A 15,545-nucleotide genomic window follows, 5' to 3' on the forward strand; every position below is an offset into this window, starting at 1 on the left:
ACTCCTCCTTTTTATTATCCAATTGCGGTATTAGCAACGGAATCCAATCCTTGCTTCTTACCTCACCTCACAAATGTTAAGGCTATGTAAATACATTTCTATTTTACCCCAGAAAACTCCTGCAAAAACAGAGAAATAATTTGAAAAGTTTTGTCGAAAAAAATTGTTTGAACAGAGAAATTTAAGAACTGATTTGTGTTTAACAATTTACTGCGAGTCCCGATTATTGTTCACACTACATACAAAGAAAAAACCCCATATGGGGTCATTATTTCTTCTTATCGAAATAGTATCCGTCTTGAGTTGAAGGTTGGTAAAGCTGGTGATAACCTTTGAAGGCACCTTTCCCTTTTTTAGCTGTTAAAATATCATTCTGAATTATATTTTTCAATTGACTGATCTTTATCATTATGGCTTTATTTTTTTCATTGATCTGCTTAAGCTGCTCTTTCTCTTCATCTGAAAAGATCATTTCCTTCATACCAAGCAAAAGTTCTTCTCTCAAGTCTAATGTTTTGGTAACTTCCTCGATCACCATTTCTCTCTGATCACCTTGTGGTACTTCTTTGAGGATCGTATCGAGTTTATCAGTCAGCTCAATCAAAGAAAGAATCTGGTTCATTATGCTTGTCCGCTAGTTCTGAATTGCTTTTTTCTGTTTATGGCGATGACTTCTTTCCAAGTATCTCTAAAGTCAGTAACTAGCTCTTCCACTTCATTTAGAATGGAGATATCATTTTTTAAATTAGCGTCAATTAATCGGCGGTTTATATAGTCATAAAGTCTTCTCATTTCTTTCGCTATAGAGTAATCCAAATTTAAGGTTACGATTAACTCTGTGATTATATTTTGTGCTTTAGAAATGTTAATATGCTTTGTCTCTATATCTTTGTCTTCAATAGCCTTCTTAGCTACATGAATAAACTTGAGGCAGCCATTATATAGCATTAGCGTTAATTCACCCGGTGACGAAGTCAAAACAGCGTTTTGTTGATACTTTTCATACTGGTTTTGCAACATATATCCTCCCAGACTTTCTACTTATATATTTAACCTAACATGCCCGTAATGTAATTACTTTGCTCGTTCATCTTACTCAAAGCAGTCTCCATTGCTGTAAATTGTTTCCAGTATCGTTCTTCTATTCTAGTAAGCTTGTCTTCCCAGGATATCATTTGCTGACTTATACCAGCGATGGATTTGCCAATAGTGCTAACATCCAAGTTAGCACTTGTTTGAGGCCTCCCAGCTTTTTTATTTAATTTATCAATCGCCTTATTCACTTCATCATATACTCTGGAAGCTATCCCATCTTCGCTTGTAAACAACGCTTCAATCTCATCGGGTTTGTTGGCAATGGCCTCTCTTAATTTAGCTTCATCGATTTCAAGCTTTCCGTCGAGCGACATATAAGGAGATTTGATACCTAATTCTGACAGCATTCTTAGTTGCCCAGTTGGAATGCCTGCTACCGGAGTGTACATACTTCCCCTTAACTTAGTTAACGTCTCACGTAAAATTTGGTCATTATAAAGAAGGCCTTGCTTTGCTTTCTCATCCCATTTTTCTGCTTCTTTTTCTGATAATTCTTCCCTCTGCACGTCAGTTAAAGGTCGATAATCACGGTCCTTCGGCTCTTTTATCTTACTATTAAAGCTATCAATTAAGGAATTATAATTTTCAACAAAATCTTTTATATTTGTAAAAATAGATTCAGTATCTGACTGAATAGATATAGTAGTTAAGTTAGCAGGATCTGCTTTCAAAAGAGTCAGGTCGACCCCGTACGCGGAGACTTTGTTTGATTTCAAATTCTGAATGAGTGTACCATCAAATACAATTTCTCCGTATGCACCTGTAACATTTGTTTCCACTGTGGCTGCGCCCGTTGACTGCGCAGCTGCGCCACCATTTGTCATTAATGCCGCGATATTTGTTGAACCAGCTGCGGATGTGTCAGTCAGAACAATTTTTTGATCTCCACCCATTTCCTTTGAAGATAGGACAAATCGCGATGTCGTAGCATCAAAAGAGGCACGCAGGCCTAATGAAACACCGGTTGTTGCATCAGTTGCGGAACTGATTTTGCTTGCCAAGGATGAGTATGTATCTTCTTCAGTAATGGTTATAGAAGCCTGTCCATTTAAAGATTCAAGTGTGAAAGAAGCTGTCTGTCCAGCAGCAAGTATCTTATCCGTTGATTGTGCAGCAGTTCCATCAGTTTTAACTATAGCATTGCCTGTTTTTAATTTTGCAACCTCGGCCAAACTATTAATAGTGAGATCATATGAGCCGGCCACAGCGTTGCTTTTCGCAGCAACTAAGGCCCTCGAAGTATCTGAAGAAGAAGCACTAAAACCATTAAAGCCAGAGGAAAATCTTAATTTATCAGCTTTATTTCTAACTGTAGCAATCTCTAGATTTACATCTCTATAAGCATCCCGTTGCCATTGCAGCCATTCTTTTTGTTGAAATAACTTATCCAGCGGTGCTCTTTCAGCAGTCATCAAATCCCTAATTATTGAAGTTGTATCAAGGCCTGACGCAAACCCGGTGATCCTCATTTGATTCGTAAACATAGATTAAAACCTCCCCTTAAATTTTATCATCTACAAACAAGCCCAAATATTCTCTCATGGAAGCATAGACATCTAATAATTTCTTAGCTGGGATTTCCTTTACCGTTTCTTTCGTTTCGTCGTCAATTAAAGTAACATAATATCTCTCTAGCTTGTCGTGGAAAACATATTTTAGATGTGTATGTGAAGTATCTAAAAAGTTATTCAAATCTTTTACAGCTTTATCTAACTCTTCTTCTTTAATATTATTATCGTTCAAGTTCTCAAGCTGCTGCTGTTCTACGGTGTTAGATTCTTTCTCTTGCGGAAGCATTGGGAGTGAACTTTTTGGTTCGACAGTTATTTCTCCTATTGTTGATCGTGAAATCGAATCGACAGAGACCATATTTTTATCCCCCTAATGATTATCTATTTATTACATCGGATAAAAATAATGAATGTTAAATTTTAATATGCTTGTTTGATAAACACAGTGAAAAATAGACATAACGACTACATTTTGTTCCGCGTTTGTAAATTATGAAATTAGAGTTTTAATAATCCGTGAAATAGTATCTTGCTCCATACCCTCCCAGAACGGCAAAGAAAGAATTCGTTTAGAAATTCCTTCGGTTATTGTCAAATCTGAATGAAAAAATTTAATAAACTGCTCTTGTTCATGGCAAGCAGGGGAAAAATATTTTAATGCTTGAATTTTCTTCTCCCCCAGCTTTTTAATGTAGTAATCATTATATTCACCCACGGGGCATAACACCGAAAAAAATTGGTGGGGAATTTGCCCGGTTGTTTGTTGGGTTTTCCAGCCTAAACTTATTAAATTATGAGCTTCAAGTTCTTTTTGGTAGCTTTCAATAACCCGTAATCTACTCGCTATTTTCTCACTTAAATGATCCAATGTCGCCAATCCAATAGCCGCAAATAATTCAGGAAGTTTTGAGTTTAGTCCCATACTTTTTGATTCTCTTGTTCCTAAATATCCAAAATTGCCAGATGCCCTAACTTTGTGGATTATTTCTTCATCGCTACTATAAACCAAGCCACCTTCTCCAATGCCAAACGGTTTTGTAGCATGAAAGCTATATACAACAGCTCCGGAAAAATCCTGGCCAAATTGTGTCCCTTGATCACTTGCCCCAAAACCAGGTGCTGCATCTATTACTACAGGGATTCCTTGTTGGTGTATGAGACTGTAGTAAGAAAGATCAATGTTATTGCCGAAAGTAGCATATGGAATGACAATTGCAACTTCATCTCCAAGCCTGTTTAGAGCACTACTTAAGTGATCTCTATCCATTTCCCACGTGTTTTCATCTATATCTATAAAATATGGTTCAAGCCCGCACCACATTGCAGCGAGGGGTGTTGCTGAAAAAGTAAAACTTGGCATTAAAGCATACTTTCCTCTTGGTCTTTTCAATTCATTTATTGCTAATATTAATCCCGTTGTAGCGTTATTCACTGTTGTAACGGCACCTATGCCATTGAAGTACTCTAATAAAATGCGGTCTTCAAACATTCTATTTAACGGTCCATAATTACTGTAGATTTTGCTTTCGTCTATATATTTTAAATAGTTTACATATTTTTCATAAGGTATAACTTTCGGTTTTAGAAAGGGTATTTCAATCATTATTTTTACTCCAATTATTATTGTTAAAAACTTAATTTCAACGATTACATATGTAGTCCAGTTTTAATGTTTAGTTGTTGTCCTGTAAAATACACATCATATGAAGTAAGAAAATTATCGTATTTTCACTTATATTACTTGTGCCGACCTGCCCAATAGTATCTCCGATAATTTTAGAACCTGCCTTACATAGACAGTTATTCATTGCTTCAGTTCTTTTTCTAAACGAAGTATTTCTTTTTTTCGGTTTTTTATTTTTCTTACCGGTGTTCCTGCATATATACCCCACGGATCCAACGACTCTTTAACTAAACTGTGGGCACCAATAGCGCTACCTTCCCCTATTGTAACACCCGGTAAAACTGTTGAATTTGTACCTATAACAACATGTTTTTCTATTAGTATATGTCCTTTTTCTACACCTAAAAATTCCTTTGGTACAGTCGGATTGGTCAAACTGTGGCCAGAGTAATCATCTGATAAACTATATAATGTGACTCTCGAAGATAAACAGGAAAAATCTTTTAGCGTGACGCCTCCACCACTACCAAATATAGCAGAAAAAGCTGCTATGTGAATATATGAACCAATATTTATTCCGCTCGTTCCTCCTGTCAATATACAAAAATCGTCTATTCTTACATTATTGCCAATCGAAATAGTTTCCGGAAAGTAAATACTGCTCTTATCACTAATTTTGACATTTACACCGATATGTTTAAAGCCAATCTTTTTTAGTTCTTCCTCAGAATAAAATCCCAATATAGAGCCCCCCATGAAATTTTTATTAAAACATAATGATAGGCTCGTATTTTTTGAAAGGCTTTTAAATGTAACCTTTTACGAGCCCTCTAAGCTTCGAGAGCTGTTAAATTAACTAAGCCTTGTAAACGATGTATAGAGTATCTTTTTCAGATAAACCTATTGCGCTTGTTATATCTATTCCGAAACACTCAATCGGTTTGTATTCTTCAACTCTAAATCCAACTAGTTTTAGTCTATTTACAAAATCACTTTTTGAATATATTCGTACATGATCATCTTGGCCGAAGATTCTTTTTCTATCTTCTGGAGTCGTAATTGTTGGATCTTCTAATGTCATATTTATGTTTAGGGCAATGGGAACCTGAATAATCCCCCACCCCCCTGTTTTTAACACTCTGTATAGTTCCTTCAAGCCTTTCATATCATCTGGTACATGTTCAAGTACGTGACTGCATAAAACTACATCGAAATGCTGATTATTATAGCCAATGTCAGTTATATCAAGTTTGATCATATCTTTATCACTTGGAAAAAGATCTCCTGCCACGTAGGCAAGATTGGGTTTAGCACTTAACCAATCTCGTAAATTTTTTTCTGGTGCGATATGCAGGACGGCAAGATCCTTACTATTGATATTGGTTTCTTTCTCAATAAAAATTTTATATAACCTCTCTCTATCCAACGAATGACAATTAGGACAAATAGCGGTTCGCTTATTCCACATTTCCCAATCATAGTTTTCAAAATCATAATCATCTGACCATGGGATAAAACTTTGAAATCGCTGCTTACAGTATGGACAGAAATGCGAATCATTGCATGTAAGCTCTTTTAAAAATAGAGACAAGGACGCATTGATATCTTCGGTATCTAAAAGCTCTAATTTTTGCTGTCGATGACCGTGTGAAATTACATGTTTAATAATATCAATATACTTAACCAAAGATTTCTTATACTCTATTTCATTATTTAAGAACCCGCTTTTTCTCGAATCAATTAATAAACTAAGCCACTGTGGAATGGCATCTTTAAGAAATCTCATCGATTCTTGGTTTTGCCCAGAGTGTTGTCTAAAATAACTTAAAGACTCGGGAATGTATACTGCATCCCCTTTTGCCAATAATGATATCCAAGTTGCTAAGTCATTTATGACAGAATATTGTTTGTTTTCAAAAATACCGAAATCATTAGCAATATCTTTTCTTCGGAACAGAACAGTTGTAGGTTCACCAATGAAATTACACATATTTTTCAAGCAAAAATCACCCAAAGTTCTACCTGGTAATATCGTAGTATTTTTAAATAAAACTTTTGTTTCAGTTTTATCCGGTAGAAAGTGACCTTGTTCATCAATTAATTGTCTATGGGAAGTGACTAGTGAAATATTTTGATTTTCGATTAAATATTGCGCCATTATTTCGATTTTCTTAGGATGAAATACATCATCATCCATCAGATAATTAATAAATTCACCCGAAGCCATTTTTACACATTGTGAGAAGTTTTTCTCTACCATTGGTATTTCATTTTTTTTATATTTTATATGATTATGTCTTTGTAAATAAGGTGCTAACATGTCTTTGACTTCATCATTCGTGCTATCATCACTTATGATAATCTCTATGTTTGGGTAAGTTTGATCTAATACGCTTTTCAAGGCGATTTCAAGCAATTCAGGCCGATTGTAGGCGGGAATTAATATACTAACTAACGGAGATTCTTTTTTCTTTTTTTGTTTTAATTCTTTAAACTGCAGTTTCATATAGTCAAGGTAACTCTGTACCTCAGGTAGTCTATCTCCCGTATATTCAGTTATTATTTGGTCAGTCATGATGTTGTCCGCGTAATTTATGCATTTTTCTAACGAGAGTGAGTAATCCTCATCTGTTTTAAGAAACCCCCTCTCCTTTGCAATAAGAATTTGATGGATATAATCCAGCAATCCGTTTATATACATGTCAAAATTTTGCTGCTGTTGACCTGAGTGAATTCTAAAATAACTTAATGTCTCATTAATATAAACTACTTTTCCAGTTTCTAATAAATTGAACCAAGAAGCCAAATCTACATTACATAAATATCTTCTTCCACCATAAGTTCCAAATGGCTCAAGAAGTTTTGACTTCTTAAATAGGACTGTAGTGGGTTCGCCTATAAAATTGCTTAGTTCTTTTAAAATAAAACTACCAAATTCAAGGCCATCTAAAATTTGGTCTTCTTTAAATAATCGTTGGGTGCTCTTTATATCGTTTGCAAATTTTCCATTTTCATTAATTATTTGTCGGTGAGAGGTTACTATATTCACCTCGGAATCTTGTAAAAAATATCTCATCATTTTTTTTATTTTTTCTGGATGAAATAAGTCATCATCCATTAGGAAATTTATGTATTCCCCTTTTGCAAGACTCATCAATTTTAAATCGTTTTCAAATTGGCCTAGATTTTGCTGATTTTTTATATAAGTGATGTGTTCGTATTCTTTTACATATTTATCTACAATTTCTTTAGTATCATCATTCGTACTGTCATCACATACAATAATTTCTATATTCAGATATGATTGCTTTATTGCGCTTATTATAGCCTGTTCAAAAAATTCTGGTCGATTATAAGTAGGGATTAAGATACTAACCAGTGGATACGTTTCCTTGATCTCATTTTTATACTCATTTAGATAAATATTTGCGTATAAATCAAAGCCGTTTTCAGTATTAACGATTCCACAATCATGTAGACACCACGGACGGTCTTGTGGAGGTATTCCTACTTCGTAACCTTGTTTAATAAACTCCATACATTGTGATAGATCATAAAAATGCCATCCACCAAACAAATCTTCCCTCCAAGGAATATCAAACTGGGTTATTAAAATTAACCCATCTAACGCATGAACAGATTGATAATCTTTTGTAACTTCATTAAATTGAAGCAATTCCATATTACCGCTATGGCTATCATAAACTTTTCCATATGTAAATTTACTCTCCCACCATATGCCATTGCCAGGTATATACTTACTGCCTGCAACGCCCAGCATTCCTAACTTAGGATTAGCAGTAAACAATTTGATAATATCCGTTATCAAGTTTTGGTTTACAATTATCACATCCTGATGAAGGTACACTTTATATTTAGCATCAGAATCTTGCATGGCTCGATTATATCCTGCTGCCATTGCCGGTGAATCCTCTATTGTAATGACATCTATTTCAAATCCTTCAGGGATGTCCAAGGAGTATATATACTTAAGCGACTCTTCAAGCAATGATTGATTGTTAACACAATAAATAAAGCAAACCTTATTGTTGTTCATGTGGTTTGTAACTCCTTTTGAATATCCTCAATAGCACTGGCAATTTCTAAATCACGGTTTTCTATTTGACTAAAATAATGTAAAGCCAGCCTGTTTTCTTTTAATGTCCACAAGATGTGCCCTAAATTAAACAAAGTATCCTCATCTTTCGGGTCTAACTTATATGATTTTTCCAGTAACGAAAGACATAATTCGATATTCTTTTCTTTATAGAAGGAAACAGCCAAGATATTTAATACTGATTGTTTATTGATAATGTCATTATTTATTACATTCATAAGATCATCTTCAGAAATTTTCCCATCACGGATCGAAATTAATACTTCCTGTACCGATTCATCTACTTCGATTGAAAACTCTATTCTACGAACAATGTTCTTTAAGCCAGCGGTTTTTTCATATAATACTTGATACAGCGATTGGATTTCCTCATCCATGTTAGTCAATTTCTCAAGATACTCCATCGCTTTCCTGTTGTCCCCAAAAAGGTTTAAAACGTAGGCCAAGTTATAAATTGTATCTGCGTCATTCTTATCAATATGATGGGCGGCATTTAAGTAAGGAAGTACAAATTCATATTTCTGCAATTCTAAATTCTTAATTGCTAACAGATTTAAGAAATTCACCGTATTCTCATTATCATCAAAACTATTGATGAGCTCTTCTACACTTTTTGAATTTATTACCTGCAGATTAGCTTCTGTAGCATAGCCTTCGAAAATATCTTTGATAAGTTGCTTAACATGATTTTGTGTCTTTACTCTGACAAGAAACTGGGCTGTTTCCATAAGAATTTGCGTATTGGCATCCCCAAATTCTGAATAAACCTTTATCTCTGTTCTTGCACGTTCATTTAGTTCCGATTTTAATAAAGTGATATCAAAGTCAGCTTCTTCATCGCTGAATAAATCAAATACTTCTTGATAAGAAAAGAAACGATTGCCGTATAACGGTTTACCTCCGGATAAAATATTTTTGATATTTGGATAAAAACTAATGTTACTCAACTTGGTAATATAGACACCATTATCTTTTAACTTTTTCTTGATGTCCGGAACTAAAACTTCTATTTCTTCAAATTTCTCCGAGTCAGACATTAGGATGACATCAAAAAAATTATCTGGATACTCACTTAAAGCATTCGACGGCTCATCAACATTCACTTTAGCAACGAGCTTAGCCTCATTGGCTTCAAAAATAGATTTTTCAATACCATACAGATTAGCACTTTTATATGAATTTTTTATTTTCAGCAGTGTCCCACCGCTTCTGCAGCCAATATGTAAAACATTTAATGGCTCATTTGTAGTTACATTAATGGCTTCAATTAGATCCAGATCGATTAAATATGACGATGAATTTGTTCCCCATTTGTTCATAAAAAGCTGTTCATTTGTTGAAAGTATGGAAGAATAATTGTTAAGGTTCTCCTTCCAGGACACACTCCCGTAATGGTGGATAAAAGTATCCTGACACAATAAAAGAGTATATCCACTTTTTCTCAATCTAATAGAGATATCGTCATCTTCAAAGTTCCCCGGTGTAAATCGTTCATCCAAAACTCCAACTTCGTCTAAGGCTGTCCTCTTAAATAATAGGCAAAAGCCAATTAATTTTAAGCGTTCTTCCCACAGATTTGGATTGCTAACATTAAAGCCTTTAGAAAATATGTGCATTTCGTCGATAGTTGTATACGTTACTGGAATTGAAGTATAATAGGCCGCTGAATTGGTTACAGGACCAACAGCCCCGATCTTTTCGTCACTATATAAAGCGGCCAGGAGATTGTCTAACCAGTTCTCTGTTACAATTACATCATTATTTAGCAAAAGGATATTTTCTCCGCTCGCCATATTTATTCCTTGGTTACATCCTTTTGGGAATCCAACATTCTCTAAATTATAATGAACTATTAAGTCCGTTTGTTGTTTCAGCCAGTCTACGGTTCCATCAGTTGACTGGTTGTCAATAACAATAACTTCATAATCCAGGTTTGAGGTATAGTTTCTAATGCTCTTAATGCAATGCTGTGTATACTCTATTTGATTGTGAGTAAGGATGATTATACTAGTTTTCATGTCATTTTCCTCTATGCTTTAGCCCATTCCACAAAAGGAAAAAGCTTTGCTATTTCATTTTTTATTAATCCAGCTTCTTTGTGCTCATTTAATTTTATATAAATTTCATACACTTTCTCATATATTCGATATTCAGGTTTTAACTGCAATGCACGATTGTAAACAGAAAGAGCATCTTTATCCTGATTTTCTTGTGTGCAAGCATCGCCAAGTAACTCTAACCATTCTATATTCTGTTTATTTTTATCATATTCTGCCAATAACAAATCCATTGCGATGTTTGAATATCTATTTTCGATAAGCATATGGCAAAATTTTATTGTTAACGTTGCAGGACCTTGTTGAATTGTGCTGATGCACTGATTGAAAAGATCTTCTTCTTGTAAGTTCAGAAGCTGTTCCGCGATAAAAACGATGATATTTGCGACCGGTTCAGAAATATTGCCAAGATCCTCGGGTTTGCTTTGCAAAAAGCTTTTTAATTGCTTCCATTCTTTAATACTAAAATTTAATGGCTTCCTGGCGGCTCCTGCTAAATCTTCTGAATTGGATATGTATGCCAATAAAAAAAGGTCATTGGTTTCACTTTCTTTAATATCATCCATCTTAGTAGCTATTTCTACTGCTTCTGCATACTGCCGGTTATATAACCTTGCTATCATAGAAACGCTTGGATCTAGTTTTAATTTATATAAATCAATATATTGCTGGAGCAATGGGCTTTTGATAACTGTTAGTACTACTATTAAATGTTTAAGATCAGTCACGTTTGCCACTGAAAAGATGTTTCTAAGATGCTCCTCCATCGTTTTTAGAGGTATATTTGTTTTCTTCATCATTTCAAGATATAAGCGTAAAGCAGGCATATGGTATTTGTTACTCTCAAGAGCTTTTAAAGCCATTTCAAATGCAAGTACATACTGTCCCTTTTCCACCGCTATAGCTCCTAGACGCACATAAGCAAGAAAACTGCCCACCCCTTCCAACGTTTGAAATAATTCAACTTCACCTAAACGAATACAATGTTCATACGCTTGAACAGCATCATTGTTGAAATCAAGCTCTTCAAAAATTCTGCCTTTTAAAAAGTGAAAATCTGTATGGTTTGGAAAGCTTTCAATTGCAGCATTGACCACATTTGAAGCTTCGTCATGTCTGCCCAGCCTTCTTATTGAGTCGATCATATTATAAAGCAAGCTTTGGATATATAAACGGTCTTTTGAAAGCTCAAAAGCTCTCTTATAATAAGTAATTGCCTCTTCATCCTGATGATTTGCCCTATATTGAGTTCCTAAATTATATAAATTATACCCAGATGGATTTTTCTCCACCTCTTCAAGTAAGATTGCAATATTTCTTTTATGCTTCTCCTTCTCCTGGACCACCTCATCTTTATAACCGTCATGATGTATGAGTACATCTGCGAACTCATGAGATAAACCAAGACTTTTATCTTCCACATTCAAATGCTCATGGATTCGTCCTTGATATTGTAGTCCACGATGATTTTTAAATAACCGAACAGCCGGATGGAAAATAGCTCCTCCACTGGATAGGTAGTTTTTAATACGGATTGTATAATGATCCTTTTCTGTAATTAACACCGTCTGGAGATCGGTATCTTCATCCAAATATTCATCTGCATCAAGAACGAGGATATAATCGCTTGTAGCCTGTTTAATGCTGTTATTACGTGCTGCCGCAAAATCATTTATCCACTCATAGTGAGAAATCTTAGCATTATAATTCTCCGCTATTTCAAGTGTTCTATCAGTAGAGCCCGTATCAACGAGTATGACTTCATTTATATGTTTTGCGACGCTGTTTAAGCAGCGTTCAAGAAAACGTTCTTCATCTTTAACTATTATGCATAGAGAAATAGTTCGCATCTTATCACCCATCACTTTTATTTCATACTCTTTTTATCGACAAAAAATTCATTATCTTAATCATATAACACCTTCTGTTTCACAGGTTTATTATGGTAATAAAAAAACCTCCGTTCAAATTGAACGGAGGTTTTTTAACTCGTATTACCCTAGTAACTGAAGAACACCTTGTGGTTGTTGGTTAGCTTGAGCAAGCATAGCTTGAGCAGCTTGAGTCAGAATGTTGTTCTTAGTCATGTTCATCATTTCTTGAGCCATATCTACGTCACGGATACGAGATTCTGCAGCTTGCAGGTTCTCAGAAGTTGTACCTAGGTTGTTGATTGTATGCTCTAAACGGTTTTGAACTGAACCGAAGTTTGAACGAGCTTCAGAAACTTCATTGATGGCATCTTGAATTTTGATCAAGTTTGCACTAGCAACGGCGTTTGTACCATCTAATGCAGTAAGAGTATTAACTCCAAGACCAGTTGCAGTAGCATCTTTCAGGCTTAGAGAGATTGTCTCTGCACCATTAGCACCTACTTGGAAAGTAAGTATGGCTGAATCACTGTTCAATAATGCTTTAGTATTAAACTTAGTTTGGCCAGCGATGCTGTCGATTTGGTTTGTCAATTGTGTAATCTCAGCTTGAATTTTATCAGCATCAGATTTTGTAATAGTTTCGTTAGCAGCTTGTGTTGTCAATTCAGCCATACGCTGTAACATTGAGTGAGTTTCGTTCAATGCACCTTCAGCTGTTTGGATTAAAGAGATTGCATCTTGTGAGTTTTTAGATGCTTGGTCTAATCCACGGATTTGGTTACGCATTTTTTCAGAGATTGCAAGACCGGCAGCATCGTCAGCTCCACGGTTGATACGGTATCCAGAAGATAATTTCTCCATGGATTTAGCAGCGTTGCTGTTGTTGAAAGTCAATTGACGATGAGTGTTCATCGCTGAGATATTGTGATTAATTCTCATTTTGTATTTCCTCCTTGAGTTTGAAATGTCCACATCCATGTGGTTTATTTGACATAGAATTTAGCCGGCCGACTGTTTACTATGTAACTAGTTAATATATCGACATAAATCGGCAATTATTTAATAGTTTTTGATTTTTTATAAAAATTTATTTATATCGAAATTGCTTTTAAGTGCTGTAGAGTTTTCTTTTTCAGTTTTAATTACTATTTCCTTGCGCAGAATGTCAATTTCTTTCGGTGCTTTGATCCCAATTTTAATTTGATCGCCGTTTATCTCGAGGATTTTTATTTCAATATTTTCACCAATCACTAAGCTTTCGTTCTTTTTTCGCGAGAGGACAAGCATGCCTAACCCTCCTGTCCTGCTTGTTTATTTTTCAGAGGATGCTTTGTATGATATTTCTCCGAATCCAGTATTACTTGTTTACCTTGTCTCGTCCTATCATTAATAATAATAGGTGCCTGAAGATTGAGAGTCGACGTTTCTATCGACTGCTCTACAGTTACAATCGAAAAAATATTGATGTCAGTTTTATCATCGATCTTAAACTGAGTGACAAACGAGTCCGGAAGATCAAATTCATAATCTTTATAGAAGGAAAATGGATCAGCTATTACAAATCCTAATTGCTCTGTCTGGACAGATTGAAGGAGACTGAATGGCGACTTTTCTTCCAAAGGAATGAGAATATAGCCCTTGTCATCAGGAAAACCGGGGACTCCGTTAGGAAAAGTAATAACATCATCTTTATCCACTTCCAGTTCCCCAAGATAACGTGTTTTCACTTTCACTTATCTCACCACATTTCTTTATATTGTAAAATCTATCTTTAACGATGGGTTTTGCCGCATATATACATCAGTAGCACCAGGTATATATGCGTGAACCGGTTTGTTTATTTGGACTTCCATAACCGGCTCATGACGCTCCCATTCTACATGAACCTTAGCTGGGGTGTATTCTACCTTCACACTGAATTGCGCTGGTGTATCACCCGTACTAAATGTAGTTTCATCAATTAATGCTCGTTTCGCTTGGGCGGCTATTGGATCTCCGCCATTTTCTATCCTCATAAGTTCATTTCCGTCACGCACGGTTTTTTGGACATAGTTCTTTATTCCTTGTACACCTAACATCGCATTATCTTGAGTTCTTCTCCTATACGATTTCAGATCAAGATTCTCGCGTGCCAAAGTTTGATCTATTGTTAATCTAGAAGGTTGACGATTAATAAACAACTCAGCAGGCGGTTGTTCAATTATCATATCAGCAGGGGGTTGATCTATTCTTTGGGTCGGCTTTTGAGTATTTAACCCTACCCTCCCTGCTTGCGATTCAATCTGGATTTGCGGTACTCGCACGGTTTCTCCCCCTACAAAGAAAAGCTATCTATATATAGATAGCTTTATGTGTTATCTTAGGAAATCCATTAGAGTTGGCTGCATGATACGTGAACCAACACTCAGGGCTGCTCTATGAACACTTTCTTGAGTTTGAAGCTGTAAAATAACTTCTTCCACTTCGATATCCTCGTTTTGAGAAACCATTTTGTTTGCAATGATTTCTTGAGAATCTAAACGTGTTTCAATTAATTCTACTCTGTTCATAGTTGCCCCGATACTTGATCTAGTAGAATTAATATTTTCTAGATGCTTCTGAAAATTAGTAATGTACTGACCTAAATCAGGGTCGTTCCCGTTCTTCAAATCCGCCTGTAATGCTTCAAGATCACCAAGCAAACCTTTGTCAGTAGTACTCGCAGGATCATGCTTGAAAATGTTAGAGCCCAAATAGTTTGCATTTAATTTAATCCCTGCAGATACTTCTATCTTAATAGAGTCATTATTGTAAGCTGTAGTAATTGCTGTTCCATTATAGTTTACCGGTTGGTTATATATATCAGAACCATTAAAAATGTACTTGCCAGATAACTTTGTATTCGCTACTGATATTATCTGCTGCTTGATCTCTTCAATTTCATCTTCGATTTTCTGCCTGTCCTCATCAGTTACTGAACCAGTATTCGCTTGTATGATGAGCTCACTGACCCGGTGAATCGAAGATCCCGCTTTTTCCAGTGCATCTTCAGTATTCTCAAGCCAAACATTAACTTCAGCAATATTTTTCTGATATTGCTCAACATCATTTACGCTGCTCCTGTAGGAAATACCTTTAAAGACTATAACCGGGTCGTCGGAAGGTCTTGAGATTTTTTTCTGGGAGCTTAGCTGTTCCTGGTATTTACCTAATCTTTGATAGCTATTACTTAAGTTACGAAGCGTGTTATTAGAAAGCATAGATTGTGTAACCCGCATTTTTATATCC

At 35.4% G+C, this 15,545-nt stretch carries 14 protein-coding genes; all 14 read right to left on the bottom strand.

What is annotated here, in order from left to right:
• Positions 1 to 268: 268 nt before the first annotated feature.
• A complete protein-coding gene (locus CVD23_RS16565) occupies positions 269 to 622 on the bottom strand; it encodes a hypothetical protein (RefSeq protein WP_101577193.1) in 354 nt (117 codons plus the stop codon).
• On the bottom strand, positions 622 to 1,020 hold the full coding sequence (gene fliS / locus CVD23_RS16570; RefSeq protein ID WP_101666614.1) for a flagellar export chaperone FliS: 399 nt from the start codon (positions 1,018 to 1,020) through the stop codon (positions 622 to 624). Before fliS ends, CVD23_RS16565 begins: the two co-directional genes overlap by 1 nt.
• 29 nt (positions 1,021 to 1,049) lie before the next feature.
• Positions 1,050 to 2,579, bottom strand: coding sequence for a flagellar filament capping protein FliD (gene fliD, locus CVD23_RS16575; RefSeq protein WP_101666615.1), 1,530 nt, complete (start codon positions 2,577 to 2,579; stop codon positions 1,050 to 1,052).
• 16 nt (positions 2,580 to 2,595) lie between these two features.
• A complete protein-coding gene (gene flaG, locus CVD23_RS16580; protein WP_101577190.1) occupies positions 2,596 to 2,964 on the bottom strand; it encodes a flagellar protein FlaG in 369 nt (122 codons plus the stop codon).
• 132 nt (positions 2,965 to 3,096) lie between these two features.
• A complete protein-coding gene (locus tag CVD23_RS16585) occupies positions 3,097 to 4,209 on the bottom strand; it encodes an aminotransferase class I/II-fold pyridoxal phosphate-dependent enzyme (protein WP_101577189.1) in 1,113 nt (370 codons plus the stop codon).
• A gap of 201 nt (positions 4,210 to 4,410) precedes the next feature.
• Positions 4,411 to 4,974 (bottom strand): acyltransferase, encoded by a 564-nt coding sequence (locus CVD23_RS16590; RefSeq protein WP_101577188.1) that lies wholly within the window; start codon positions 4,972 to 4,974, stop codon positions 4,411 to 4,413.
• Positions 4,975 to 5,086: 112 nt separating this feature from the next.
• Entirely contained in the window at positions 5,087 to 8,287 is a 3,201-nt protein-coding gene (locus tag CVD23_RS16595) for a glycosyltransferase (RefSeq protein ID WP_180955696.1), read from the bottom strand.
• Complete coding sequence (locus CVD23_RS16600) at positions 8,284 to 10,365, bottom strand: glycosyltransferase (RefSeq protein WP_101577186.1); 2,082 nt, start codon at positions 10,363 to 10,365, stop codon at positions 8,284 to 8,286. Before CVD23_RS16600 ends, CVD23_RS16595 begins: the two co-directional genes overlap by 4 nt.
• An 11-nt stretch (positions 10,366 to 10,376) precedes the next feature.
• Positions 10,377 to 12,266 carry a tetratricopeptide repeat-containing glycosyltransferase family 2 protein gene (locus tag CVD23_RS16605; protein ID WP_101666616.1) on the bottom strand — a complete coding sequence of 630 codons (1,890 nt, stop codon included), beginning with the start codon at positions 12,264 to 12,266 and terminating at the stop codon, positions 10,377 to 10,379.
• A 132-nt stretch (positions 12,267 to 12,398) separates the two neighbouring features.
• Positions 12,399 to 13,217 carry a flagellin N-terminal helical domain-containing protein gene (locus tag CVD23_RS16610; protein WP_101577184.1) on the bottom strand — a complete coding sequence of 273 codons (819 nt, stop codon included), beginning with the start codon at positions 13,215 to 13,217 and terminating at the stop codon, positions 12,399 to 12,401.
• A gap of 138 nt (positions 13,218 to 13,355) precedes the next feature.
• A complete protein-coding gene (gene csrA, locus CVD23_RS16615) occupies positions 13,356 to 13,565 on the bottom strand; it encodes a carbon storage regulator CsrA (RefSeq protein ID WP_101577183.1) in 210 nt (69 codons plus the stop codon).
• 2 nt (positions 13,566 to 13,567) lie between these two features.
• Positions 13,568 to 14,011 (bottom strand): flagellar assembly protein FliW, encoded by a 444-nt coding sequence (gene fliW, locus CVD23_RS16620; RefSeq protein WP_101577182.1) that lies wholly within the window; start codon positions 14,009 to 14,011, stop codon positions 13,568 to 13,570.
• Positions 14,012 to 14,029: 18 nt separating this feature from the next.
• Complete coding sequence (locus CVD23_RS16625; RefSeq protein ID WP_101577181.1) at positions 14,030 to 14,581, bottom strand: DUF6470 family protein; 552 nt, start codon at positions 14,579 to 14,581, stop codon at positions 14,030 to 14,032.
• 51 nt (positions 14,582 to 14,632) lie between these two features.
• Positions 14,633 to 15,535, bottom strand: coding sequence for a flagellar hook-associated protein FlgL (flgL, locus tag CVD23_RS16630; protein ID WP_101666617.1), 903 nt, complete (start codon positions 15,533 to 15,535; stop codon positions 14,633 to 14,635).
• Positions 15,536 to 15,545: the final 10 nt, after the last annotated feature.

The organism is Bacillus sp. V33-4, assembly GCF_002860225.1.
GTDB lineage: Bacteria > Bacillota > Bacilli > Bacillales > Cytobacillaceae > Bacillus_BJ > Bacillus_BJ canaveralius.

Bases quoted from the DNA above. Each gene is read 5' to 3' on its own strand.
- CVD23_RS16600 (WP_101577186.1), bottom strand. From the start codon at position 10,365: ATGAAAACTAGTATAATCATCCTTACTCACAATCAAATAGAGTATACA.
- CVD23_RS16610 (WP_101577184.1), bottom strand. From the start codon at position 13,217: ATGAGAATTAATCACAATATCTCAGCGATGAACACTCATCGTCAATTG.
- CVD23_RS16605 (WP_101666616.1), bottom strand. From the start codon at position 12,266: ATGGGTGATAAGATGCGAACTATTTCTCTATGCATAATAGTTAAAGAT.
- fliS (WP_101666614.1), bottom strand. From the start codon at position 1,020: ATGTTGCAAAACCAGTATGAAAAGTATCAACAAAACGCTGTTTTGACT.
- csrA (WP_101577183.1), bottom strand. From the start codon at position 13,565: ATGCTTGTCCTCTCGCGAAAAAAGAACGAAAGCTTAGTGATTGGTGAA.
- flaG (WP_101577190.1), bottom strand. From the start codon at position 2,964: ATGGTCTCTGTCGATTCGATTTCACGATCAACAATAGGAGAAATAACT.
- flgL (WP_101666617.1), bottom strand. From the start codon at position 15,535: ATGCGGGTTACACAATCTATGCTTTCTAATAACACGCTTCGTAACTTA.
- fliD (WP_101666615.1), bottom strand. From the start codon at position 2,579: ATGTTTACGAATCAAATGAGGATCACCGGGTTTGCGTCAGGCCTTGAT.
- CVD23_RS16595 (WP_180955696.1), bottom strand. From the start codon at position 8,287: ATGAACAACAATAAGGTTTGCTTTATTTATTGTGTTAACAATCAATCA.
- CVD23_RS16585 (WP_101577189.1), bottom strand. From the start codon at position 4,209: ATGATTGAAATACCCTTTCTAAAACCGAAAGTTATACCTTATGAAAAA.
- CVD23_RS16565 (WP_101577193.1), bottom strand. From the start codon at position 622: ATGAACCAGATTCTTTCTTTGATTGAGCTGACTGATAAACTCGATACG.